At 60.0% G+C, this 24907-nt stretch carries 21 protein-coding genes and 2 pseudogenes; 11 read left to right on the top strand and 12 right to left on the bottom strand.

Translation table 11 applies throughout. The features are described from left to right. Nucleotides 1-191 precede the first annotated feature (191 nt). The 7 genes and pseudogenes from AAGW05_RS12865 to AAGW05_RS12835 all read left to right on the top strand — a co-directional run. Complete coding sequence (locus AAGW05_RS12865; protein ID WP_411804939.1) at nt 192-728, top strand: TQO small subunit DoxD; 537 nt, start codon at nt 192-194, stop codon at nt 726-728. Beyond that, nucleotides 725-1108: a hypothetical protein gene (locus AAGW05_RS12860; protein WP_411804938.1), complete on the top strand. Its 384-nt coding sequence runs from the start codon at nt 725-727 to the stop codon at nt 1106-1108. Before AAGW05_RS12865 ends, AAGW05_RS12860 begins: the two co-directional genes overlap by 4 nt. Continuing rightward, nucleotides 1105-2256, top strand: coding sequence for an acyl-CoA dehydrogenase family protein (locus AAGW05_RS12855; protein ID WP_411804937.1), 1152 nt, complete (start codon nt 1105-1107; stop codon nt 2254-2256). The genes AAGW05_RS12860 and AAGW05_RS12855 overlap by 4 nt, the downstream gene beginning before the upstream one ends. Then, nucleotides 2253-3065: a phosphate/phosphite/phosphonate ABC transporter substrate-binding protein gene (locus tag AAGW05_RS12850; protein WP_411804936.1), complete on the top strand. Its 813-nt coding sequence runs from the start codon at nt 2253-2255 to the stop codon at nt 3063-3065. Before AAGW05_RS12855 ends, AAGW05_RS12850 begins: the two co-directional genes overlap by 4 nt. After that, a complete protein-coding gene (locus AAGW05_RS12845) occupies nt 3059-4063 on the top strand; it encodes a radical SAM protein (RefSeq protein ID WP_411804935.1) in 1005 nt (334 codons plus the stop codon). The genes AAGW05_RS12850 and AAGW05_RS12845 overlap by 7 nt, the downstream gene beginning before the upstream one ends. Before the next feature lie 144 nt (nt 4064-4207). Continuing rightward, a complete protein-coding gene (locus AAGW05_RS12840; RefSeq protein WP_411804934.1) occupies nt 4208-4675 on the top strand; it encodes a glycosyltransferase family 2 protein in 468 nt (155 codons plus the stop codon). Nucleotides 4676-4901: 226 nt separating this feature from the next. Beyond that, nucleotides 4902-5757, top strand: a pseudogene (locus tag AAGW05_RS12835) (IS701 family transposase); the annotation flags it as partial. Between the two features lie 632 nt (nt 5758-6389). Here the strand turns inward: AAGW05_RS12835 and AAGW05_RS12830 are convergent. The 8 genes from AAGW05_RS12830 to AAGW05_RS12795 form a co-directional block, all read right to left on the bottom strand. Further along, nucleotides 6390-7067 (bottom strand): DedA family protein, encoded by a 678-nt coding sequence (locus tag AAGW05_RS12830; RefSeq protein WP_411804933.1) that lies wholly within the window; start codon nt 7065-7067, stop codon nt 6390-6392. Between the two features lie 118 nt (nt 7068-7185). Continuing rightward, complete coding sequence (locus tag AAGW05_RS12825; protein WP_411804932.1) at nt 7186-7746, bottom strand: hypothetical protein; 561 nt, start codon at nt 7744-7746, stop codon at nt 7186-7188. 1 nt (nt 7747) lies between these two features. After that, nucleotides 7748-8719: an ABC transporter permease gene (locus tag AAGW05_RS12820; RefSeq protein WP_411804931.1), complete on the bottom strand. Its 972-nt coding sequence runs from the start codon at nt 8717-8719 to the stop codon at nt 7748-7750. Then, nucleotides 8712-9614 carry an ABC transporter permease gene (locus tag AAGW05_RS12815; RefSeq protein WP_411804930.1) on the bottom strand — a complete coding sequence of 301 codons (903 nt, stop codon included), beginning with the start codon at nt 9612-9614 and terminating at the stop codon, nt 8712-8714. Before AAGW05_RS12815 ends, AAGW05_RS12820 begins: the two co-directional genes overlap by 8 nt. Further along, nucleotides 9611-10348 (bottom strand): ABC transporter ATP-binding protein, encoded by a 738-nt coding sequence (locus AAGW05_RS12810; protein ID WP_411804929.1) that lies wholly within the window; start codon nt 10346-10348, stop codon nt 9611-9613. The genes AAGW05_RS12815 and AAGW05_RS12810 overlap by 4 nt, the downstream gene beginning before the upstream one ends. 145 nt (nt 10349-10493) lie before the next feature. Then, nucleotides 10494-11813, bottom strand: a complete 1320-nt coding sequence (locus tag AAGW05_RS12805; protein ID WP_411804928.1) for an alpha/beta hydrolase — start codon at nt 11811-11813, stop codon at nt 10494-10496. Between the two features lie 204 nt (nt 11814-12017). Continuing rightward, complete coding sequence (locus AAGW05_RS12800; RefSeq protein ID WP_411804927.1) at nt 12018-13202, bottom strand: transposase; 1185 nt, start codon at nt 13200-13202, stop codon at nt 12018-12020. Between the two features lie 341 nt (nt 13203-13543). After that, nucleotides 13544-13834: a hypothetical protein gene (locus AAGW05_RS12795; RefSeq protein ID WP_411804926.1), complete on the bottom strand. Its 291-nt coding sequence runs from the start codon at nt 13832-13834 to the stop codon at nt 13544-13546. A 278-nt stretch (nt 13835-14112) separates the two neighbouring features. Here AAGW05_RS12795 and AAGW05_RS12790 point away from each other — a divergent pair, with 278 nt between their 5' ends. Then, on the top strand, nt 14113-15465 hold the full coding sequence (locus AAGW05_RS12790; RefSeq protein ID WP_411804924.1) for a sensor histidine kinase: 1353 nt from the start codon (nt 14113-14115) through the stop codon (nt 15463-15465). A 54-nt stretch (nt 15466-15519) separates the two neighbouring features. On the opposite strand, the gene AAGW05_RS12785 is transcribed toward AAGW05_RS12790, so the two are convergent. Further along, on the bottom strand, nt 15520-16203 hold the full coding sequence (locus AAGW05_RS12785; RefSeq protein WP_411804923.1) for a response regulator transcription factor: 684 nt from the start codon (nt 16201-16203) through the stop codon (nt 15520-15522). A gap of 132 nt (nt 16204-16335) precedes the next feature. Between AAGW05_RS12785 and AAGW05_RS12780 the strand changes: the two genes are divergently transcribed. Beyond that, nucleotides 16336-17109, top strand: coding sequence for a phosphatase PAP2 family protein (locus AAGW05_RS12780; RefSeq protein WP_411804922.1), 774 nt, complete (start codon nt 16336-16338; stop codon nt 17107-17109). Nucleotides 17110-18334: 1225 nt separating this feature from the next. Further along, nucleotides 18335-19078 (top strand): hypothetical protein, encoded by a 744-nt coding sequence (locus AAGW05_RS12775; protein ID WP_411804921.1) that lies wholly within the window; start codon nt 18335-18337, stop codon nt 19076-19078. Between the two features lie 774 nt (nt 19079-19852). On the opposite strand, the gene AAGW05_RS12770 is transcribed toward AAGW05_RS12775, so the two are convergent. After that, nucleotides 19853-21169 (bottom strand): nucleotide sugar dehydrogenase, encoded by a 1317-nt coding sequence (locus AAGW05_RS12770; protein ID WP_411804920.1) that lies wholly within the window; start codon nt 21167-21169, stop codon nt 19853-19855. Nucleotides 21170-21505: 336 nt separating this feature from the next. On the opposite strand from AAGW05_RS12770, the pseudogene AAGW05_RS12765 reads away from it, so the two are divergent. Beyond that, nucleotides 21506-22831, top strand: a pseudogene (locus AAGW05_RS12765) (ISL3 family transposase). Between the two features lie 483 nt (nt 22832-23314). Here AAGW05_RS12765 and AAGW05_RS12760 read toward each other — a convergent pair. Together AAGW05_RS12760 and AAGW05_RS12755 are read right to left on the bottom strand one after the other, a co-directional pair. Continuing rightward, nucleotides 23315-23494 (bottom strand): hypothetical protein, encoded by a 180-nt coding sequence (locus AAGW05_RS12760; protein WP_411804919.1) that lies wholly within the window; start codon nt 23492-23494, stop codon nt 23315-23317. A 43-nt stretch (nt 23495-23537) separates the two neighbouring features. Further along, on the bottom strand, nt 23538-23906 hold the full coding sequence (locus AAGW05_RS12755; protein WP_411804918.1) for a hypothetical protein: 369 nt from the start codon (nt 23904-23906) through the stop codon (nt 23538-23540). Between the last annotated feature and the right edge of the window lie 1001 nt (nt 23907-24907).

Genomic DNA, 24907 nt, shown 5'->3' with positions numbered 1-24907 from the left:
TTCCAAACAGCTTGACCCAGTTTGCCGCGCCTTGGTCCCCGACCCTTGGTCGATCGGGCCGCCTACGCCTATACGCTCCAGCAACCTGACTGCCGTATGTAAGTGGAGGCCGTTCGGGATCGGTAAGGATTCCGCTATTGCGCTTCCACCGGCGAGGGGCTCTAATGGGAGCAATATGGAGGGAGTCGGCTATGAATGCTGCAACCGCCGCCCGAGTTGGGACGGCCGGGGACTCTTATATTGCCCGTGGGGGTGTTGCCGCGTTGCGGATCGGGGTCGGCCTGTTGTGGATTCAGAACGTGGCCTGGAAGGTGCCGCCTGATTTTGGTGTGCATGCGAATACGGGATTGTATTTTTTCACTCGTTTCGCCGTCGACCACCCGGTGTTTGCCCCTTATGCCTGGTTCGTCGAGCATGTGGTGTTACCCAATTTTGCCTTCTTTGGGTGGATGACCCTACTCATCGAAGCCGGACTGGGGGCGTTCCTGCTGATCGGGCTGGCCACCCGGTTCTGGGCGGTGGTCGGGGTGGCCCAGTCGCTGGCAATCATGCTGTCCGTTCTGAACGCACCCGGAGAATGGCATTGGTCCTACTATCTGATGATTCTGGCGCACGTCGCGGTGTTCGCCACCGCCGCCGGGCGCAGTTTTGGGGTAGATGGTGTTCTGCGTCCGGGCTGGCAGAAATCCACCGGACGCCTCGCTGGCATGTTGGTGAGGCTCTCGTGACCGGGCGGCGCGTCGACCGGGCCGCGGTGGTTCTGGGCGCTGCGGCACTGCTCGGCTCCCTTTTTGCCTTCTCGACCGGTGGGCCGGCGCCGGTGGACCTGATCCATGTCCGTGGTGCCGGCCTGATCGTGATCGTGGCTATGGGGGTCCTTGCGGTGCTTGGCGGGATGCTGCGCCGGCGAGTCCTGGTGATCGTTGCCGGTGCCGGTTTAGCGCTGGCCGCGGTCATTCAGCTGCTGCAAACTGGCCAGCCGGTCAACTGGCTCGGCGGCGACGGCTCGACGCTGGCGTTCATGGGCGGTCTAGGTATCGGGCTGCTTGCCGTCTCCCTCGCACGGCGATCTGACACCACGGCAACTGATGGGAAGGCTCACCAATGATTCTGAACGCGATACTCGATCCCGTACTCGCCATTGCCGGAGACCATGCCCACGACGTCGATGCCGATGCCCGGTTCCCTGAGGAGGCCGTCGCAGCACTGCGGGAGTCCGGGTTGCTCGGGTTGACACTGCCAGTGGACGCCGGTGGCCTCGGGGCAGGCCCACACGAACTGGTCGATGTCCTGGGTTCCCTTGCCGGGATCTGCGGATCGACTGCGATGATCTATCTGATGCATGTCAGTGCCGCGATGGCGGTAGTGGCGGCACCTCCGCCGGGGCTGCCGGATCTGGTGGCCGATATGGCCGGTGGCCGGGCTCTGGGTTCGCTGGCGTTCTCGGAGGCCGGATCCAGATCGCATTTCTGGGCGCCCGTGTCCCAGGCACGGTCCAACGGCGCCGGGGTGTTGCTAAACGCCGCCAAGAGCTGGGTGACCTCGGCCGGCCATGCAGATGTATATATCGCCTCCACGCTAACGGCGGACGCGGACACCGTTGACCTGTTTGCGGTCCCGTCCGGCACGCCCGGTGTCGGGGTGGCCGGGGCGTGGCGCGGCATGGGGTTGCGGGGCAACGCCTCGAACCCGATGAGCTTCGACTCAGAGGTGCCCGAGGGCTATCGCCTTGGTGGGGTCGGCGCCGGGTTGGACCTGATGCTCCAGACCGTGCTGCCTTGGTTCAACTTGGGAAACGCTGCCGTGTCAGTTGGACTGTCCCGGGCCGCGGTGAACGCCGCCATCCGCCACACCAGCGCCGCCCGGCTGGAGCATCTGGATGAGGCCCTGTCCGCCTTGCCAACCATCCGCGCCCAGTTGGCCCGGATGTCGATCGAGCTCGCTTCCACCTCGGCCTACCTCACCCAGGCCGCAGCTCGGCTAGTTGAGCCCCGCGACGACACCATGCTGCACGTGCTCGGCGTCAAGGCCGCGGCTAACGACGCGGCCTTGCGCATCACCGACTCCGCAATGCGCGTCTGCGGCGGCGCGGCATTCTCGGAGCATCTGCAGATCGACCGGTTCTTCCGCGACTCTAGAGCCGGCCATGTGATGGCACCCACCGCTGATGCGCTCTACGATTTCTACGGCAAGGCCATCACCGGACAGCCGTTGTTCGGGACACAGCCGTCCGCCCCGGAACAGGCCACGGCGTGAGCGCCCCGCTGACCGTCGGTGCGGTCGCTTACACCCCCAACGTGGTGACCATCTGGGAAGGCATGCGGGACTACTTCGCCGGCACCCCCGCCGAGATGGACTTCGTGCTCTTCTCCAACTACGGGCGGCAGGTGGACGCGCTGCTTCAGGGAACGATTGACGTGGCCTGGAATACCAACTTGGCCTGGGTCCGCACCGTCGCGCAAACCAACGGCGCCTGCCGGGCGCTTGCCATGCGGGACACCGACACGGTATTCAAGACCATGTTCCTGGCCCGTGCTGGCAGCGGGCTGGGCGGCTTGGCGGACCTGAAGGGCCGCCGCCTGGCGCTCGGGTCCCGGGATTCGGCGCAGTCCGCCATCCTGCCCGTCCATTTTCTAACCCACGCCGGGCTCGGCGACGGGGAGGTTAAGCTCCTGCGGATTGACAGCGACGTCGGCAAACACGGCGACACCGGCCGCAGCGAACTCGATGCCCTCCGGGCGGTCCTCGAAGACAGGGCCGACGCCGCCGCGATTGGCATCAACACCTGGGAAGCTATCGGGCGTGATGAGCTGATGCCCGGGGCGCTGGAGGCGTTCTGGGAATCCCCGGTCTACAGCCACTGCAACTTCACCGCCTTGCCCGCACTCTCCCAGGAGCGCTCTGCGCCCTGGGTCGAGCACCTGCTCGCGATGAACTGGGACGACCCCTCACACCGGCCCATCCTAGAAATGGAAGGCCTGCGCCGCTGGGTGGCCCCCCGGCTGGAAGGATACGAGGCACTGTTCAAGGCCGTACACGAACAAGGCATCGGGCCCCGATGGTAAACCATGGCATCGTTTTGGATCTGGTCGAGCGCCTCGCCTCCGTGGCCAACGGCGCCACCGCGGTCGTGCCGCTGGGACCCGGCGACCAGGGCCCGCTGACGCAGACTGTGGCAGCATGGTGCGCCCGGACAGGCAACGAACTCCTCGAAGTCCGCGACGGAGCCGCCATCATCCGCCGCGGCCACGCCCCCAACCCGCTCGCCGGGTTGGCATCCGCGCAAATGCCCGGAACCCGGCTATGGATGTACACGAATTTCGACTGCAATTTGGCCTGCGACTACTGCTGCGCCCGGTCCTCACCGCAGACCGCCCGCCGAGCCCTGGGCATCGAGCGTGTACGCCAGCTGGCGGGCGAGGCCGTCGGTGCCGGGGTCAGTGAGCTACTGCTCACCGGCGGGGAGCCCTTCCTGTTGCCGGACCTCGATGACCTTGTTGAGGCATGCACGGCGGCGCTGCCGACCACGCTGCTGACAAACGGGATGCTCTTTCGCGGGAACAGGCTCGAACGCCTGCGCAGGATGGACCGCGACCGGCTCGCCTTGCAGATCAGTCTCGACTCCGCCACCCCGGACACCCACGACAGTCACCGCGGGACCGGCTCGTGGGCCCGGGCCGTGGCCGGCATCCGCATAGCGCAGGAGGAAGGATTCCGTGTCAGGGTTGCTGCAACGCTGCCCGCCGGAGAGAGCCAGGAACTCCAGCCGTTCCACAGCTTCCTCGACTCCCTGGGCATCGCGCCCGAGGACCAGGTCATCCGTGCCCTCGCCCACCACGGCAACGCGGACACAGGCCTGGAACTGACAGTCGAATCGCTCATCCCCGAAGTGACCGTCACTGCTGACGGCGTCTACTGGCACCCCGTCAGTGCCGACGACCCGGACCAGCTCGTCACCGCGAAGATCTTCCCACTGTCCGAGGCCATCGCGGAGGTCCGCCGCCGATTCAGCGACTACCGCGCACGCGCCAACGCCGCTACCCAATGGTTTCCCTGCGCCTGAACACACCAGCCGAACGCCGAACTATCCGGTGCCCGCGGCCCCAGAACAGGGACGCTGCAAGCACCCCGCCCCCCGGCGCGCCGTTCACGGACAGGGGTCGAACATGACCGAAAATGGGCCAGGCATCGACGTGGCCTGCCCTGCTTGAATGAGGAAGCAGCGCTGCCGCGTGTTGTGGCGGGTCTACCCGACATCTTCCGCCCCATCGTGGTGGACAACGGGTCCACCGCGATAACCTGCGCCCTCGGGGCCACCGTGGTGTTCGAACCGCGGACCGGCTTCGGGTGGGCAGCCCACGCCGGGTTGCTCGCTGCAACCTCGGAGTACGTGGCATTCTGCGATTGCGACGAGTCGAGGGACGTGGAGGACCTGCTCCGCGTTGCCGCAACCCTGCTGGCGGGACGGACGGTCCTGGTGCTGGGACGACGACGGGCCGTCCGGGGCTCGTGGCCAGTTCACGCCCGGCTGGCGAACGCCGTCCGGGCCCGCTGGAAATGGTCCTCAAGGCCGCGCCTGCCGTGTGGAGGATTGAGGAAATCCCGGTTGCTTACCGGCCACGCACCAGACGGTCTAAGGTCACCGGCACCGTACTGGGCACCATTACGGCCGTGATCGGCATGTCACGCCAGCTGCGGAGCAGGTAATGCACACGGCCTCCGGACTCAGGCTCGTCGTCACGGCCACGGAATGCTTACCCGGACAGGTCAACACCCGGCTGACGCCGCGCCTGAGCCATGCCCTAGTTCTACAGTCGCGTCTATGTTCGGTCGTGTCGGCGGTTTAGGCAAACATTGGCCCGGAATCCTGTTAATCATGATGGGTGAGTGATGATATTTGGATGGCAGAGATACAGGAATGGGGCAAGGCCTGGAGGGAATCGGGGAGCGGATCGGGGGCGAGTTCGCGCGTACAGAGCCGCGGAACAACGCGGTCACTTACATCCGCGGGCTGCTCTCGGAGGAGGAGCGGAAGAATTCCTGGATGCTGTCCGAACGGGCCCGGCAGGGCACCCCGGATGGGATGCAGTGGAAGCTCTCTACCACTGATTGGGGCCCGGATAAGGTCCGTGGCGCCCTGTTTGGTCACGTCAAAAAGCACCTCGGTGACCGCAAAGGCATCCTGGCCATTGACGAGACGGGTTTCTCGAAGAAGGGCAACGCTTCGGCCGGGGTCGCCCGCCAATAGTCAGGCACCGCCGGGAGGGTGGAGAACTGCCAGATCGGGGTGTTCCTGAGCTACGCAGCACCCGCCGGGCGCACGTCCCTGAATCGGGACCTGGACCTGCCCAAGGCCTGGATGGACGACCCGGCACGCTGCAAGCGGGCAGACATCGCCGAGGACTCGGTCTATGGCCAACACGCCGGGCTGCGCTGCCCCTTGGAGGCCCGCGGCATGCACTACGTCATAGCCGAGCCCATGAACCAACGCGCCATCACCCCCGACCCCTGGCCCGGCGCTCCCTCAAAGACCCCACGGACCTGGCCTACTTCGTCTGCTGCACCCCCGAGAACGTCACCGTGATCGAGCTGTCACGGGTCGCCGGTGCCCGCTGGGCCATTGAGGAAACCTTCCAAACCTTCCAAACCTTCAAGGGCGAGACCGGCCTCGCCCACTAAAAGGTGCGCCAGTACACCGGCAGGTACCGGCAAATCACCCTCTCCATGTTCGCCGACGCCTTCCTGAGCGTCATCCGCCCAAAAAGGGGGCCCACATCCAGGCTCCGAGCAACTGGTAAGGCTCTCCCTGGCCGAGATCAGGCACCTCATCAACAGAATCGCCTGGCCCCGACACCACCAACACCGCGCCCAACAATGCCACTACAGGGCCCGCGACCACACACCACAAACGCGACTGTAGTACTAGGCGTCATCTGAGCTTCGTCTGCGACTTTTGCAAGAACAAGTTCATGAGAGGTCCGCCTTCAGGCAGCGCAGGCGACCATCCGTGTACACCATTTTGCGCATAGGAGGTCGGCCAGGGTCCGGCAGGGGACTGGTTGTCTGTCCACGTGTCGCGACGCGTCCACATCTGCCTTGGTACGTCTTAACACCACCGCGGGTGTCTCGAATAGGGCATCTCTCCCAATTAGAGTTCCATTTACTGGTACTTTTCAGCAGCGCAAGCCACAGCCCCGATTTCCTGGGCTATTGTCGTCACAGCGGGGGATGTTTGATACCGAAATTTGTTTAAGCTACGTTGCTGAACCGGGGCGTGGAATCGTTGTGAAAGTGCCGTGGCTGTCCCAACGGAGGACGTCGATTGGATGGTGTTGAAGAGTTCACCATTGCCACAGGATGGTGTTGATTCGTCCGATTGCATGTTGGCGTCACTGGTGGGAATCCAGCTGAACGGATTCTTGCGGTGTTGATTCTGGAGCGGGGTGAAGGTTTTGTTCCTTGCGGGCATTGCGTTGTTTTCGGATGCGCCATGTGATGAGCCCAGCGATGGCGATGCCGACGACGGCGAAAGTCATGGTGTGGCCGATGCTTTTAGCAAGGGTGAGGTAGGTGTTGCCAGCGAAGTATCCGAGCAGGACGGCTGCGGTGCCCCAAATGAGGCCACCTGCGGCGTTGAATATTATGAAGCGCCGGTACGGCATGTGGGACAACCCGGCGAGGGCGGGCATGACTGCTCGGAAGAAAGCGGTGAAGCGGCCAAGAAAGACTGCGGTTCCCCCGCGGCGTGACAGGAAAGCACGTGCGTCATCTAGTTTTCGTCTCCGTTTTCGCATCTGCTTCAGGTTTAGGATCCGTGGTCCGTAGTGCCGTCCGACCTCGTATCCGACGGTGTCTCCGATGATGGCTGCCAGCACTACCAGGACCGTGATGAGCCACAGGTGAAGGCGTTGCTGGCTTGCCAAGACGCCGCCGAGGATCGCTGCCGTTTCTCCGGGGAGGATGAATCCGATGAAGAGTGCGTCCTCAGCAAAGACCAATGCGGCGATGAGCAGGTATGCCACCACGGGGGTAACCTGCAGTATTGCGCCGATAATCGTATCGATCATGGTCCCATATTCCTTTCCCAGGGTATCCCCTAGCATCCCATTGAGGCGCTGAGAGGATCCTGAGGGAAAGGGACCGTCCTTCCTTCACAGGTCGCGGTTTCAGCCTCTGGCGACGGGTTCAGTCCACCTTCTCCCCGGTTCCTGCTGACTTGGTGGCTGTCGCTGTTGCTGGGGCGTATCCGGAGGCGCCTGCGATGATGGTGATGACGACTGGGTTGGTTGAATTTCTATAGATGCTGTATTTGTTTTCCGGGTAGTGGCCGGGGCTGGTCCCGTTGTCGAAGTAGACGGTTTCCTTCTGACCTGAGGCGAGAGTGAGTCCCTCGAGCTTTTGATAATAAGACTCGGTTTTGCCGCTATTGGTGTCCTTCATCGTGTAGTACACCTCCAACCCTGTTATGGGTGCTGTGGTGGTGTTGGTGAGGTCGAACTGTAGCCGGTCGGGAACAGCCGCCTTGGAGTGGGGATCGACGTTGTTTTCTGCCATGGCGCCTGTGACGGTAAGCCCGGGCTTGGTGCCGGTGGTCGCCATGGGGTTCACGGTGACGGGAAGAACGGTGACAGCTGAGGCGGTGCCCACCGGCTGGTTGGGGAGTGTGCTTGATCCGCAGGCGGCCAAGGACCCTAGGGCGATCAGTGCCGCAGCAACGATGGTGGCGGGGCGGAAGATGGGTTTCATGTCAGGGGACCTTTCGTAGGATGATTTTCGGGGTACCGGCCAGCAGTGCTGCACTGACGGATGTGAACAGTCCGGTCAGGAGCCAGAGGGTGTTGTTGAAAGTTCCGGCCCAGATGAATTCCAAGGGCTGCTGATTGTAGTCGTTCTTGATGCCCAGGTAGGCAAAGGCGGCGCGTTCGTATTGTTTGGTCACGGAGGTTTGTTCGATCAGGTCCCGGGTCGTTTCGTAGCCGGTGAAGTGGGCCATGACGGCTACTTCACGGGATTTATCGACCTGCAAGCTTGCGAACAGGCCGCCGGGAATCTGGTTGTCGGGGTCCATGGTGTCCCCGATCTGGGGGATGATCAGGACCACGATGAGCCACAGGACCAAGGCAAGGATCAATCCGGTGCCGGTGCGCCGGGTCAGTGATGCCAGGGCCATGGCCAGCAGCGACCACATGATGAGGTAGCCGATCGTGTGGATGGCCGCAAGGGCTAGGCGGAGGTAGTCGCCGCCTTGCAGGGGCGCGTTTCCCACGATCAGCAAGGTGGCGGTCATAACGAGGAACAGTCCTGTCACGGTAGCTGTCCAGAGCAAAGTCAGTGAGAGGATTTTTCCGGCTGCGAAGGCATACCGTCCCAGGGGTCGGCTGAAGATTAGCTGAAGAGTGCCCCGCCCCTTCTCCTTGGAAATGATGGAATAGCCGAGTACGACGGCGAATAGGCTCCCGATGATTTCCAGGTACTCAATTCCGCCACGGAGCATTTGCAGGGGAAATAGTTGTGGGGCCGGGGCTGTGGCTGCACTTCCGGCCGCTGTCAGGGCATCGATGTAGTGGTTGTAGTCGGCGATCTTGAGCCGGAAATCCGCAGCGGCCACGACCACTGACAAAACGACAGCGGCGGCCAGGAAAATGAACAACATGATCATGAACCGGTTGCGGCGCAGATCGGTGATTTCTTTATGGGCCAGGGTTAGTACTTCAGTCATGGAGTTCGCTCCTCATCCGTGTCCGCCGGGTCAGGGCGACGGCGACACAGGCGGCCACGGCAAAGGCCGTGAGGGTCAGGATTCCGCCAGTCATGGAGCCGGTGGCCTGTGGGTCGGAGAGGATCAGCGAACTGACGTGCTTAAATTGTTCTCCTACCGCAAGCGGGTCAACCACGCTGCTGGTGAAGGCGAAGAATCCGGTCTGGGCGGCCGGAGGCGAGGCGACCGGGTTGAGTAAAGAGACAGGATGGGCTGCGGTCCCCAGCAGGGGCAAGATGAATATCATCACGCTCCAGAGCACGATCGGGATGAGCAGCGCCGACGTGGTGGTAGATGAGTAGAGTCCGGCGAGCATGCCCAGTGCCACGAACGGGAGCATGAACAACCACGCCAAGGCGTACAGTCCAGCGATCCGTGCTCCTTCACTAAGAGAAAGTACGTGACCAGCGACGGCGCTGATGCATCCAATATTGATCACTGCCGCTGCCGCCAGCAACAGCAGCACGAACAAGACCAACCCGGTGAGCTTCGCTCCCAGATAGGAGGAAGGGCTCACATCCCGGGAGAGTATTAGGTCTAGTGTTCTGGCCTGCCTGTCGCGCAAGGTGGAGCGGACGCCGATGACAATGGCCAGCAATGCCCCGATGAGCACAATGTAGATCACCGAATTGCGGGCGTAATACAATGGGGAGAACGCATCAAAGGGGTTCGGTGCCGTGGTCAGGCCCTGGCTGAGGACCTCACGGTAGACCCCTGTAACACTGGCTCGCGCCGAGGATCCGATGAACGCCGATGCGGCAATCATGCCCACAAAGACCGCCAACAACAATTGGGGGAGCCGTTCGCGTGCAGTGCACAGGAGCTCTTGGTGGATCACCGCGGTCCGCCGGTTCATGGCCGCTGACCGGCTTCAATATGTAGGTAGATATCCTCCAACGAGTCCTGGTCCGGGAAGGACTCGAGAGTTGCTGCCACGGAGTCCTGGTAGATCAGGGTCCCGGAGCTGAGGATACCGATGCTGGTGCACGTTTTTGTCACCTCGGCGAGCAGATGGGTGTTCATGAAAATCGTCATGCCCAGCTCCGTGTTCAAGGCAATGATGATCTCACGCAGTTTCGCAACGCCTTGGGGATCCAGCCCGGAGGTGGGCTCGTCAAGAAAGAGCACGGACGGCTCATGGAGAATTGCTTGGGCGATGCCAGCGCGTTGACGCATGCCTTTACTGAAGGTGCCCATCCTCTGGCCCTCACGACCGGTAAAGTCCAGAAAACCCAGCACGTCCCGGATCCGCGCCCCCGGGGCGCGGACACCGGAGAGGCGGGCGAAGAACATCAGGTTTTCGCCCAGAGTGAGATTGTCATAGAACTGGACGTTCTCGGGCAAATACCCGATGGTGCGACGCACCTGTTTAGCTGCAGTGCCGATGTCATGACCGCCAATCACCGCCGTCCCCGAGGAGGGTTCCAACAGTGTGGTCAGGATATTGACTATCGTTGTTTTCCCCGCCCCGTTATGGCCCAGCAGGCCGAAAATCTCGCCGACAGGTACTGAGAGGGTCAGCTCGTTCAGCGCTTGCTGGGTACCGTACCGCTTGGCCAAAGCCGCCGTCGAAATTGCATAATCGCTCATAACTTCGGAGCCTACGTGGCGCAAGCTAAGAGGAAGCTGAGAGAGAGTCCTGAAGGGTAGCGACCGCCATGACAGTTCCCATAGTCAATCGACAGCGCATCTTGATAGCCGTGCACCGGAATCTGTCGCTGCCAATATAGAGGAGTTATGGGGCCAGGCCAAGGCGGGGAGCCAACCAAGTCAGGGCCGGGTTCATAGCCTTCAAGGGCACCCCCCAGGAGTGGCCGGCACCTGGCACGCTGTGGGTTTTGACTGTGATCCCAGCGGACCGTGCTGCTGTGGAAACCTGATCCACGTAGCCGGTGAAGCGCCCATCCTGCGCGCCCGCGGCGAGGAACATCCAGCTATCCGGGTACTTGTTTTTTGCCATCACGGCCAGAGGTGTGACGGCGTTGAACGCCGCGGTGTCGCCGCCAAAGGCCGTGCGTACGGTCGCTTTCCGGTCAGCGGAGAGTGCCGGTTCGACCTCACCGCTGAGATCGATAGCGGAGGGGTATGTTTTTGGGTGCAGAACGGCCATTTGCAGCGCGCAGGTCCCACCAAAAGAGAATCCGCCGATGGCCCAGTAATGTGGGTTCGGATTGACGTTGAGCGTGTTCTTGATCCAGGCAGGGACATCCACGGCTAGGTACGTGTCGGTCTTGGCTATCTGTGAGTCCATGCACATGGTGTTCGCGGTTGATGAACCGTTAACATCCGGGACCACGACGACCGGGGCCAGCCCCTGGTGGGTGGTGGCGAAGGCGTCCATGATCGGCTGCAGATGGCCAGCCTTGAGCCAGTCGGCAGGGGACCCGGGCTGTCCCGGGATGAGGACCAACACCGGAAGCAATGGAGCATTCTTTGCTTGGTAGGCAGGGGGCAGATAGATGTAGGCGGTACGCCCGGTGAACCCGGAAACGTGGCCCGGGATCTGTACCGAGTTCACGATGCCGGTTCCGGGCAGCCCGGCAGGCTTCACCCAGTGGTTCACCACCGGGCCAGTGGCCGGAGTGACTAGGCCAGGCGCTGGTGGTGTTCCTTTCGCTCCGGAGCGTGCGAAGGGGGCAATGTTTTTGGTGCTGGCACCGGTGACATCCCCAATGGTGCGATACGCGCCATAGTAGACGTTGATTTGCGCCGCGACGGCAACGACCACAATGGCCATGGCCACCGGAGCTAGGGCTTTGCGCCATCGGCGGCTGTGGGTGAGGTTCAGCACCATGAGCAGTATGGCGAAGATACCCGCACCAATCCATGCGATCACCTGCCCTGGCAGGTCGTAGGCGCTCAGCCCGGCTATATGGACCACATACCAGTTCATGGTCCAGGCCAGCGCGGCCGCCAGAAGAGCGGCAGACACAACGCTGAGGATCCACCCCCGGAGTCGGCGCAGCAACAGCCACGCCCCGCAAGCGCAGGCCAGAACAGCCAGCAATACCGGAAACGGGCCGGAGATCAGATCAACAGTGGAGATGATATCCATGTCATTCGCTTCCAGTTGCTGGGTATGTGGGTCGATACTGGTTTGAGGGCGGGGCCGGTGTGGCGGCGGATTAGCCGTTGCTGGGCTGGATTCGGGCTGGTCGGCGGTGTTGGGGGCTGGTTGGGCTCGTGCGGATCATCGAGTTGGTCGTCTGTGGCGTTCTGAGGTCATGTGATGGGTGCTTTGGATGTTCCATTCTGCCCTTTAGCTGGCCATTTTGATGCGGAAACTGTGGAGTTTGAGAAGGTTGCGGCAGGCGGCGAGGAAGTCCCATTCTGGGGCTGCCTCCTCGATCCCGCGCAGCAGGACGTATTTGTCTTGGCGGGTGTGGATTTGCCCGAATACTGGTTCCACGATGGCCTTACGCCGGGCATAGATTTTCTTGCCCTTCTTCGTTTTTAGCTTCCGTGCCATCCGCTCGCTCATGGTCGCGTTGGCCAGGATCCTTCCCCGCGGCGCCTCGGGGATCGGGGTGCTGTGTTTCATACGCCGGGTGGAGATGAAAAACTCTGTGGGGTCGGCCGCTTCAATATCTTTGACGTGGTCCAGATTTGCTGCTGAACAATACCCGGCATCGGCACTCCATGGTGCAGGCATTCCACCGACTGTGGCTTGTGTGTGCTCGATCATGGGCGCCAGTTGCTGAATATCGGTGGCCTTGTTGATCAACATGGTGGCAATAATGACTTGGTGATCAGCATCAACAACGCCTTGGGCGTTGAAGCAGTAGTGGTAGGAGCCATCCGCGGTTTTCATGATCCTGGCATCCGTGTCGGTGAAGTTGCGTTGCTCGGTGGGCTTGGGCACCGCCTCCGCAGCAGCCTTATCGCCGGCCGCGGTGATGTCAACATCGTCGTCTCCTTTCTTGCGAGCCTTCTCGTGGGCGAGTTGGCGGGCCTTGGCGGCAGCTTCCTCCTCGAGCGAAGCCGGCGCCACCGCCATTGCACTAGCGCGTGCTTGCCGGTTCGCCCGCTCGGCAGGGAGCTCGTCCCCACGCTTCCCAGGACAGAACCGGGCATCTTCATCGTCGTCAACAGTTTTCGCCTCGGACATCAGTTCACTGATCTCATCCGTGAGAATTCGCTGTTTCGCGCTCAACGGGGCATAGGACATGTCCTTTTGGCGTGAGGCGTTCGCCCGCACCTTGGTCCCATCCAAAGCGACTTTTCCGAGAGAGACTATCCCGGCGGCTTGACACAGTTGCAGGGCTTGCAGGAACACGTTCGTCAACGCCGCCAAGTGCCGTCCCCGGAAGCGGCCGATGGAACGAAAATCCGGGGCCTGCTGGGCCGACAGCCAACGGAACGCGACCACATCGGTACACGCCCGTTCCAGTTCACGGGAGGAACGAACCCCCACACAATACCCATAAAGGACGATCCGCAACATCAACAACCTCCACGCGAGCCACCGCTGATTCATCAAACAAGCCATCGTGGGCACCAATATCCATAACCTAATTCTCCCAGCCACCAGCCCAATACCCCGATTAATTCCTAGGCGTTTTAAAAGTCCCCACCCCGACTACTGACCCACACACTAGTTGGGGAGCGGGTAAGCTCGAATATTCTGAGGGGTGGAAACGGAAAAGTTGTAGCAGTGAATGGCCCGGACAGAAGGGGGATCCTGTCCAGGCCATTCGCGTTCTATGCGGCAGCCCCCCAGGTGCGGGCCACGCGGAGTTATCCAGAGGCGCCTCCTTTCTAGTGCTAGCCAGTGGAATGGCCGGTTTAGGGGGAACCGGGCAGATCGCCGGGGTCTGTGTGGTCTCCGGTTTGCTGGACGTCGGGACCGTTGTCGCCGGGCGTCTCGGCTGCACCAGGGGTTTCCGCCGGATCGGTGGCCTCCGTGGCGCCGGGAACATCAGTGGTGTCGCCGGGGGTTGAGGCGTCCGTGGTCGATTGAGTCGATGACGTCGGCGGAACCGGAATAGGGGCAGCCGCGCTGGCTGCTCCAACGCCAAGCCCGGCCAGAGCCATGACACCTACCGCACCCATGAGCACCTTGTTTTTCATGTCCATTCTCGCGATCCTCGCCTTAATAGTCGTTTCCGAGCTTTTGGTCATTGCTGTTTCCTTTCCTCGCGGACATTGGAGACATCCGCTGCCATCCTGGGTGGGTGGCGATGATTCCACTGTGCCCGGTAAGCCCTGAGAGGACGCTGAGGGTCCTTGTGGGGAGGCTGAGAAGGTGGATCTTGCAATTGTGCAAACGGCTCTGGCAAGGGCACAGTGGACCCATGAACCCATTTCGCCTATGGCCACGCGCATCCCGACGTCAAAGGCGGCATCTCTGGGGGGTGCGTAAAAGGGCTACGGCCACGGCCGTCGTCGTCGTTGCCCTCGCACTACTCATTGGTGGCCTGTTGTTGTTAGTTCTCCTGCAAGCTTCCCTGGTCGCAACCACCGAAGGGGCGTCGAAAGCCAAGGCAGCCGATGTGGCAGCATTGATTACCAGCCAGGACGTCTCCGAGGCCGGGCAAGCCCTGAATAACACCGCGCGCAGCGGCCAGTATGTGCAGATCATCAACCCCCGGGGCGCGGTGGTGGCGTCTTCGGAAAAATCCGCCGCTACCACAGTGCTCTCGGAACTGCGTCCTGGACCGGGCCAAACCCTGAACCAGACTGTTTCCAGCCTGCAAAGCATCCGCGACACTGATGAGTTCCTCATCGTAGCCACCGGAGTGCAAACCAGCACGGGCACCTACACCGTCATCGTCGCCTCGACCGTCCAGGTTCAGGCGGACACCGTGAGTACCGTGGCGTGGTTCATGTTCGGGGCCACACCCCTGCTCTTGATAGTGGTGGGCGTTGCGGCCTGGATTCTAGTGGGCCGGTCTCTGAGGCAGGTCGAGAGGATTCGAGGCCAGGTGGCACGGATTGACGCCAGCCGTCTTAGCGAACGGGTGGAAGTCCCGGCCACCAACGATGAAATCCACCGACTGGCCCTGACTATGAACACGATGCTTGATCGGCTCCAAGCCTCCGACGGAGAACAACGCAGGTTTGTCTCCGACGCCAGCCACGAGTTGCGCAGCCCATTGGCCACGATCAGTGCAGGCCTGGAAATAGCGGCAGCAGACCCGAGCGGAGAAATGTGGCATGAGCTCCAAGGAATGCTCAGCGGGGAGACGGCACGCATGCGATACCTAGTCGATGACTTGCTGACCCTGGCCAAAGCCAACGATGACGGCGTCCACGCTATGATCCAGGACGTGGACCTCGACGATGTTCTGGACGCGGAAATCCGCAGGTTACGCTCCATGAGCCCGCACACTATCAGCGCCAAACTCACTCCCGCCAAGGTCACCGGCGATGCTCGGCGCCTTGGACAGGTATTGCGGAACGTTCTCGATAACGCCAATCGTCATGCCCAATCCAGCATCACCGTTTGCCTGACATCCGGCCCGGACGGAGTGCGTGTGCTGATTGACAATGACGGAGACCCGGTTCCCGAGGCCGACAGGGCGCGGATCTTTGAACGTTTTGTCCGTCTCGACGCGAGCCGCTCACGCGAAAGCGGCGGCAGTGGGCTAGGCCTGGCCATCGCCGCGAGCATCATCTCCGCTCACCAAGGCACTATCACCACCTCCCAAAGCCCTACCGGGGACTGCCGCTTCGAGCTGCTGCTGCCCGCGTGCACCACGAACTGAGATGGTCACTTCTTCGTGCCCAGAGAGCCGGACACAATTGTCGGATCGGTCCTATCAGGCGCTGTCGCGGTCCGCACTGAGTAGGTATCCCATGCCGCGGACTGTCGTCAAGGTGGAAAGATTGTAGGGGACATCGATTTTGCGTCGCAAATACCCGATGTAGACCTCCACCACGTTGTCACCACCGTCAAAGGCCGGATCCCAAACATTGTCGAGAATTTCGGCCTTGGACACCACTTGGTCGTGCCGGCGCATCAAAAACTGCAACAACCCATACTCACGCGCCGTCAAGGAGATGGACGTAGCGCCACGATGGACGCTGCGGTTCATCGGATCCATCCTCAAGGTCCCCAACGTCATCACCACCGGCCGTTCCGGGGCTCCACGCCTGATCAGAGCCCGTATCCGGGCAACCAGTACCAGGAAACTGAATGGTTTGGTCAAGTAGTCATCAGCGCCCAGGTCGAAGGCGTCGGTCTGGTCGTATTCGCCATCCTTTGCTGTGAGCATCATGACTGGCGTCCAGATCTTGCGCCCGCGCAGCTCCTTGAGTACGTCGTAGCCGTTCTTCAGGGGAAGCATTAGATCCAGAATGATCACATCATAGGGATTCTCCGTTGCCGCCCACAATCCACTGACTCCATCGTGGACCACCTCAACGATGAAGCCCTCATTGGCCAAGCCACGGCGAACCGTTTCGGCCAACAATGTCTCGTCCTCCACCAATAGGATTCGCATCTGTGTCCTTTCCGCGTACAAGTAGTATGACCGGGCGAAGCTGAGAAGTAACTGAGAGCACAGTTCCTCAGCAACTTCTCAGGAGCACCGTGCCAGGCTGTCACCACAAGCCCGCACAAAGTCAGGAAAACTATGATGATCGTTTCGCACCAGCAACGATCCGCCGAACCGTATCCATGGAGGTATTTTCGCTCCTGGTGGTGGCTGGTCGTGGGCGCAATCGTCTGGGCTGTAACCGTTGCTGCCGGGATGGCCATCAAGGATTCCGGACCTAAAATTGCTGAACTTGAGGTGGACACGGCGCTGGCGCAGGACCGCAACCCTGCCCTGACAGCACTGTCGCTGGCCGTCCACTATGGTCTGGGACCTGCCGGTGCTGTCATCATCTTGCTCCTGAGTTGCCTTTTCCTTACGGTGGCGCGCCGGAACCTAGCCGGCGCCCTCACGTTCGCCACCGTGGTCAGCATCGGCTGGCTCGCCTCTGAAGTGGGCAAACGCATCGTGGGACGACTTCGGCCACCGTCCGATGCCGTGCAGGCGTTGATCCCCGAACATGGCATGGACAGCTTCCCCTCCGGACACACAGCCTTCGCCGTGGCCCTGGCCGTGGCGTTCGTTCTCGTCGTAGCCCGCACTCCTCGGGCCAAAATGCTGGCAATAGCCGTTGGGACAGTGTTCGTGGCCGTCGTCGCCTTCACCAGGCTATATCTGGGTGTGCACTACCCCAGTGACGTCTTCGCCTCAGTCCTCATTGCCAGCGCCGCGATTCTGGCCTGGCTACCGGTCTGGAACAACATCATCGCCCACCGGTTCGGCACAAAGAACCGCACACCCGACCCGGTCCAGGCTGGACCGAATCCAGCCGAGCAGCCTGTCGATCCGGGCACTGCAAAGGGCCACCGGTGATGCGTAACTACTCAAAGCGGTACATGCGTCGGGGCGAGAACACAAAACACAAAGACCGGTTGAGGGGCGGCAGTGAACGTGCTCGAGCAGTCCCGGGGTCGGCCTCGGCCTCCGGAGTTCGGCCATCGACCCGCCTGGTGCCGGGCGCGGACTCACGCCCCGGTATCCTTAGCCTCGATCCCTAATTGTTCTTGGTAGGTCTGGTACCCGCTGGCAGGATGGTGCCAATCCACTAAGAACTAAGATGTGACTCGATCTGGCCGTTGACACCAGTCAGGGTGTCTTTCGGTGGACCTGTCCATCAGGGTGGAGCGGCACCGACCTGACCTCTTGCCATGGCCTAATAAAAGGCTGGCCGCTACCAATGGTTGCGTGCCTCATTAGAGATTTGCCTGACAAGAACCCTATTCCAGACCGATGCCGCGTTAACGGCTATCAACCGGATCTGGAGGATCACCGTCATGACCATGGTGACAGAAAAATATGCATACGTTGTTGGAATTGACACCCATGCAGCGCCAGTCGATTTAGTGAGTCAAATTGCGAACAGGCAAAAGGTTTATCGGTACGGCGAATCGATATCGCATAAATGACTATTAACCCAGGGTTTTGTCGCCTCGTGATCAAGAAGGAGGTGGCGGTCTAATCGCTTTCGAAGTCGTGAATCTATTTGCTCCATTACGCCACGGATTGATCGGACAGCTCCACAACATCCCAACTACGCCCTCTCGACAACACCAGAGAATACGGCAGAATAGACCTATCATGGCAGAACATTTTTTGCCCCATAGTCCGGCTGACTCTTTGACCGAGGCTTAGACTGCGTATTTCGAATGGGAGGATTCAAGTGGACGGTCGAGCAACGTACCGGAAGGACTTCGCGAATGCGATTTCAGCCTTGGCCGTTCTTTGGCATCCCGATCGGGATGAAGTCGTCGTATGCCGGGTCCAACCCGCATTATCTATTGCTGTCACCAACTTGCCGTTTCACGACTTCGAATTGCCGGCAGGCCTGGCGTTGATCCAACGTCGTGTCAAGGCTCTAAATGTGGTGATGCCTATTTGGTGAGTCATCGACTAAATCGACCGACTGTCAACGATACTATCCAACAACTTCGTCCAACTGAGAGTTTGAGGTGCGTGGATGTGATTAGGAAACAAAGGTGCCGACGAATCATCGATTTTTCCAGCGTTGCACAACGGGTCCTGCCCAATGGCAAATCGAATGGTTGACCTAGCCCTCGATCAATTCATAGGTGCAGCGTTTGGCTTAGTGCTCTCTGGAATCCTGGCGTTCTTTGTCAAGCGCGTGCGTATCAGCGGAGTGAAACGCCTGTGGCGGCTCAGAGAACCGGACACTGTCTCGATCATTCTTGCGACTAGCGCCACGGTTGGCACTGGTGCGTATTCTAGGAGGATGACAGGCTTGGGACAGGCGCGAGCGCTTGGACTGCTTGTTCCCTCCCTGACTCGTGCTTATGGAAACCTGGATAGCAATGCAGTCAGCTTTTCGGTGCATACGAACGGGGTGAGCCGAGAGGGCGATCTCATCCTGTTGGGAGGCCCCAAGAACAACGAGGTGACTCGCGAGGTCCTCGAGCGGATGGCATCGCGCCTGCCGATCACGATTCAAACCAATGGAGATGAGGAGATTCTGCACAATGCCCCGGGCGGAGGTGTTGTCGTACTTCCTCCGGCAAGCACGCCTGCGCCTTCGGATTCTCGACCTGGCTACGACTATGGCTACATTTTGCGAGCTGTCAACTGTTTCAACGCGAAAACCTCGGTAACGGTTTTCGCGGGCACCCACACCTACGGCACGGGTGCAGCCGTTAGGTACTTCTTAGATAATCCCAAGAAATTCAGATCACTTGGCAACCGCCAGTATGCCTTGGTGGTTAAGGTGCGTGTAATGGGTGACGAGTTCATTGAAACACCAGAGCTAGTGCTCGGTCCTAGCGAGTTCTGATGAAGGTCACCGTCGTTGAGTCAAAATGCTTATCGAAAACACGAGGGTCTGCCGGCGGTGATCGACTACTGGTGACCGAGGGGTTCTGGGGCGTCGTTGACGGGTCCTCAGCCAAGGGCCCGGAGACTGGGTCTGCACCCACCGGCGCCGAACTGGCCGACATCGTGGAGATTGCCGCTCATGAGATTCCCCTCGAGGCCGATGCAAGGTGTGCGATAGACATTCTCACGCGAGCCATTGCTGATCATGCGGCACCCGACTATGTGAATTCCGCCTCGATTGTTCTCTATTCAGGGTTTCGGAATGAGATATGGCTGGTGGGTTCTGGTGGATTCTGCGTAGACCGTGAGTCCACGACGTTTTCCCCCGAGCATGAGCGCGCTGCGAGTCGTGTACGCGCAGCTTTCTTGACCGCGAGTCTGATGGAACGAGCCACGTCGGACCAACTGAGGATGGAGGACCCTGGCCGTGAGCTTATTCTCGGGCTTCTTCGCCAAGAGCGCTACCTGCGAAACGTCGACCAACCAGGTAACTACTACTATGGAGCGCTGGACGGGAGAGGGGTGCCCATGCGGCACATTCTTATACGTTCTCTTCAAGAGGCTACACGTGACGTCACTTTAGCAACAGATGGTTATCCAAAGGTCTTCCCGACTCTCGTTGAATGCGAGGCTTACTTGACTGATCTTCTGGCGGTCGATCCCTTGCTAATAGGCGAACAACCACAGACCAAATCTTGGCGACCTGGGGCTAGAAGCTTCGACGACCGGGCCTTCATTCGGGTGGCGCGTGGCTAACGGCAGCAGTTGCGGGCGTCGATCGGAAACCGATACTGGCGTACGTGACGTTTGGACTGTCTCGACGCAGTACGTTCGGGTCAATAAAACTCCAAGGGTCATATACCAGCGACGGAGATTTCAGCAGTTGCCGAACCTCGCTTCCAACCAGTTTGTCCTCGTAATACGAATGACTGCCGATCAGCAGGACGATATCAAAGCGACTGCCGTCAAAGAGCTCGGGATGCGGCGACAGACCCAGATCAAATATTTGTTGTTCGGTTACGCATGGATCGTGGACGGCCACCGACATACCGTAGTCACGCAACTGATTGGCTACCAGGACACCCACGGAACCGCGGGTGTCCTGGGTTGGCGGGTGCCCCTTGAATGCAGCACCACAGACCAATACTCGAGTATCAGTTGTGTGAATATTGGAGAATTCGACGGCTAGGGTGATGATGTCGGCTACAATTCGGTCGTTTACATTGCGTCCGACAGTGAATAGGTTGGGGAGGCTCGGTTCATCGAGTGATTGGGCAAGCAAATAGGGGTCTTTAGTCAGACACGAGCCTCCGACCCCGGGAGATGGTCTGACCATGGGGTCCCGAGGGTAATCTCTGTTCGCTTCGTCGATTAAGCGAACCGCGTCTAGGTTGTAGCGCTCAGCGATCATGGCAATCTGATTCGAAAAGGCATGCCGCAGGTCGTTATAGGCGTTGTTGGCAAGCTTGGCGAGTTCAGCGGCCTCGACTGCCTGCATGGAAATCACAGGCCCGGTGACAGAGGCGAAGAGGTCGTGGGCGCGCAGTGCCGCCTCAGAGTCAATCGCCCCGACCAGTTGCGGTAGCGTGGCAATTTCTCGAGCCTCATCGCCGACGACGCACCTTTCGGGCGCATAGGCAAGGTGGAATTCGTCAGACGCCAGCCTTGAAGAGTCAGAGAGTTCACCACTCACTATGTTCCGAACCGTTCCAACCGGCACGGTCGAACGCACGACTACAAGGTCACCGGGTCTCAGCACAGTTCCGATGGCGCGGCTTGCGCTGACCAGAGAACGTAGGTCTCCAACCTTGTCCTTGACTCGCAGCGGTGTCGCGACGGCAATAATGTGGTTGCGTGAGGGAAGGGGACGCAGCCCTACGACAAGTCTCTGCGACGCCGAGGAGGCGCAGGCGAAACGTAGCAGGTCATTCTGCCGATCGACGTTGAGATCGATTCCAGTTACTCGGTATCCGGCGGCCAACATGGCGCAAGCCAGTGCTTGCCCAACAGTTCCCAGACCGACGATTGAGACTTCTTTAGGTTGAGTCATACACCGATCTTCCTTTCAAACCATGTGCACCCCCGAGTAAAGACATGAGCACCCAAGAGCGGCCACGATACGAGCGATACTTCCGCAGTCCAACCCTGCCGTCAACCCACAGACCGTCGTTGCAATGTTCAAGTCGTGTGGTCGGCCCCCGAAGTAGTGAACTTGAGCAAGAAGCTCGCTCTGCCGACTAGGAAAATGGCTCTTGTGACTCTTCCGTGGCTGGTATCCGCGCGTCTTAACGCCAACACGCCGCTTCCTGCCTATGATTTTTGACTACCTAAGGAACAAGGATCTGGGTGGGGAAACGGCGCGCAGAAATCAAGCATGTGATCTGGGATGCTCGGAGTCGAAAATACCACGGTCATGGGCGTGGATTTCGATGACGATGATGAGGTCTTGCTGGCCCGGGTACAGCCCCATAAAACCATGCGTAACCGGTGCGGGATCTGTTCGAGCCGCTGTCCCCGGTATGACCGCGGTGATGGTCCGCGGCGTTGGCGGACGCTGGATCTGGGGACCTTTGAAACCTATCTCGTCGCCGAGGCCTGCGTGTGCGCTGCCCCAAGCACAAGGTGGTCGTTGCCGCAGTTCCTTGGGCTCGCGACCAAGCCGGACACACCAGGACATTTGACCAGCAGGTCCCGTGGTTGGCAACTCAGTGCTCCAAGAGCGTGGCGACCGAATTGATGCGCATCGCTTGGCGCACCGTTGGCTCCATCATCGATCGAGTTTGGAAGGACACCGACAAGAGCTTTGACCCGTTCGCGAACCTGACACGCATAGGCCTTGACGCGATCTCCTACAAACGAGGGCACAAGTACTTGACGGTGGTCGTGGACCATGACGCCGGCAGATTGGTGTGGGCTTCACCCGGCCGCGACAAGGCCACCCTCCGCAAGTTCTTTGACGCTCTCGGCGAGGAACGCAGTAACGAAATTAAGCATGTTTCCGCTGATGCTGCCGCATGGATCGCCACAGTCGTGGCCGAACGCTGCCCCAACGCCGTCGGGGTCGCCGTCCCGTTCCACGTGGTCATGTGGGCTTCCGAGGCCCTGGATGAAGAGCGCCGTACGGCTTGGAATCGGGCACGGAAAGCAGCCAAGGACAACGAGTCAGCCCGGGGCCGGGGACGACCAGCCAAGGACGCACCACCGAGCCCTGATCGCGAGCAGGCCACGAAGCTAAAGAACTCCCGCTACGCGCTCTGGAAAAACCCCGGGGACCTCACAGAGAAGCAACAGGTCAAGCTCGCCTGTATCGTGCAGACGGACCCACTGCTTGGCCTAGCCTACTACCTGAAAGAGGGTCTAGGGACCGTCTTCAAACTGCCACGGCAAGAAGCCACCGAAGCCCTGGACAAATGGATGAACTGGGCCAGGTGCTGCAGGATCACCGCGTTTGTGAAACTGCAAAAAAGCATCGTCAAACACCCCCCACAGCACCCTGGCATCGATCCTACATGGGCTCTCCAGCGGCCGCATCGAATCCATGAACACCAAGATCAGGCTCATGACCCGGGTAGCCTTCGGATTCAAATTCCCGCAAGCCCTGATCAGCCTGGACATGCTCAGCCTCGGCGGTCACAAACCGGTTCTCCCAGGGAGAAAAGTGACCCACGGATGTGTCAGGAGAGCCGATAGACGGAGTCTTAGTTGGACCTGAATAAGCCAAAAACGTGACCAACTTTTCGATCAAAAACGTAAGTAGAACGTGATTTGGCGTTCAAGCGCACGCGCCAGATGCAGTAAAACTGCAGGTCTGAGCCACATTTGATGCCCCCGGCCGGGCTCGAACCGGCGGCAAGGAGAATCTCAGGAAATTCATGCCAACAGTCCTCGTTCCTTAGCAAAAACCGCTAGTTTGCGGGGGAGTAGAGGGCAATAGGGGTCCCTTGAAATGCCATGATTCACAGGTTGGTTTTCGTTCAAAAACGCGAGTAAAACGTGACGAGGACTTGCAACGAAACACCGGAGCTGCTGTTTGATGGTCGTTTGCACGTTCCTCGACACGATGGATGGCATGTCACTTCTTGTGAATGGGCGGCCGTCAGGCCTCGATATTTCGTGTTGTTCAGGGTACGGGGTTCGGCCCCTCGGCCCCAAGAAAACATGCGATCAGCAATCCCTGGTGACGTGGGTGATCCGCCTACCCAGCAATCTTTTTGTTGGCTTTGGCGATGATCCGTTCGGCGCTTTCCAAGATCCGCTTTTGGGTCATTGACTTCGCGTAGACAACCTTGCCGTCGCGAGAGTTCAACTTGACTTCGTACCTGCCCGAACGTGCAGGATTATTCGTCGTCCCGTCGATTCGCTGGGGGTTCGTCATGACCTAGTGCACCTCTTTCGCTATCTTCATCATAGTTCACGGTTTAGGTTCCAACCATGGGCTCGGAGTCGTTGTCCGATTCAAGTATTTCGAGTGTCTCGTCAACGACCGCGTTGGCCATGGCCGCAAGAAGTGCTTGGTCGGCCACCGTCGCAAGCTCGGAGTCCTGCATCTGTTCGATCGCCGCCATACCTGTTGCCCGACGTTGCTCATCACCGGACAGCGCCGCATCGATAGCCCACTGAACACGGTTCCACCATGCGTTCCGGTTGTCGGCCAATGTCTTTTGTCGGATTGTCCCGCGGTAGGAGAAATACGCAACGACTACGGCTAGAAGTGTTCCCAGAGGCGCCACGCCTGACAATTGCTGAAGGGAGACCCATATCCAATCTCCGAGCGCGTTCAAGTCCATGATTGCACTTTACAAGGAGTGGTGACCTTCTAACCATTGCAGGAGTAATGAAGGCAGCGAACCGCCCCTTGGTTTCTGCCCCCTAGGCGCCCCCCAGAGAAGATGGCTATCCGACTGCCAAATTGCTTGTAAAGGCGTGGCGAACTTGTGTCTACAGGATGAAAGCTAGGCTATTCGATCATGATTTCGTGGTGGTCGCTGGCGACGACGACGCCGGCATGCACACAGCGTAAATCTCCACGCAGTCCTGTCCCGAGAACCTAGTGTGCTCGTGGTGACTCGGGGAACCGTAGCTCCTTTGTTCAACTGCCCTCAAAGGTTGACTTCCTGGGCGCGGCATCTCCGCAATTTCGGATCTTCCAGACCGCCTCAAACCGGCCAAGTGCATCTGTACGACGGGAAAATTCCAATTGCACCTCGACGGATGGATTCGCGCGACTTGATTGGGCGGGAACGAAAGCCACCCGGCTCTTCCAAGCGCCCCTCGATCCTAACCGTAAGGCGTGGGGAAAGCGGGGAGCCCGACTTGCCATGGCTTCCATGGGGGACAAAGAGACTAAATCGGCGTCTTGTGCGAGGAACCCGGCAACACCCGCCAAACCCTCTGCCGCCACCACTCCCTGACCGGGGAGTTGAGGCCCGACGGCAACAAGCTCCTGAAATAGCACTAGACCCGCGCGCGCAAGCCTCGGCCGGCGTTCCTCCTTATTGAGCTCGAATCGGGCCTGTACCGGTGTTTCGTTTCACACCCCGTCACCGGTATGTTCCACCGGACGGGTGTCACGGAAGGTTCGACTTCCTGTAAATCCAAGAAAATCTTAATCCGCAGGTCAAGGCTGGGTGCCATCCGTTAGCCGATCGGCTTTCGGGACGGTTCTGAACTCCTTGCCGGGTAGACCCCTTGGCGAGCGACAAAAGTCGTTTTCCAGCATCTGCGGTTTTCCGTCTCGATGCAACATTGCGGGTTTTTTGGACGGGGCAGACAATACCTACAGATAGAG

This window comes from Arthrobacter sp. LAPM80, assembly GCF_046736435.1.
Taxonomy (GTDB): domain Bacteria; phylum Actinomycetota; class Actinomycetes; order Actinomycetales; family Micrococcaceae; genus Specibacter.
The sequence above is the reverse complement of the archived record's forward strand: the minus strand, read 5'-3'. Positions and strand labels throughout refer to the sequence as shown.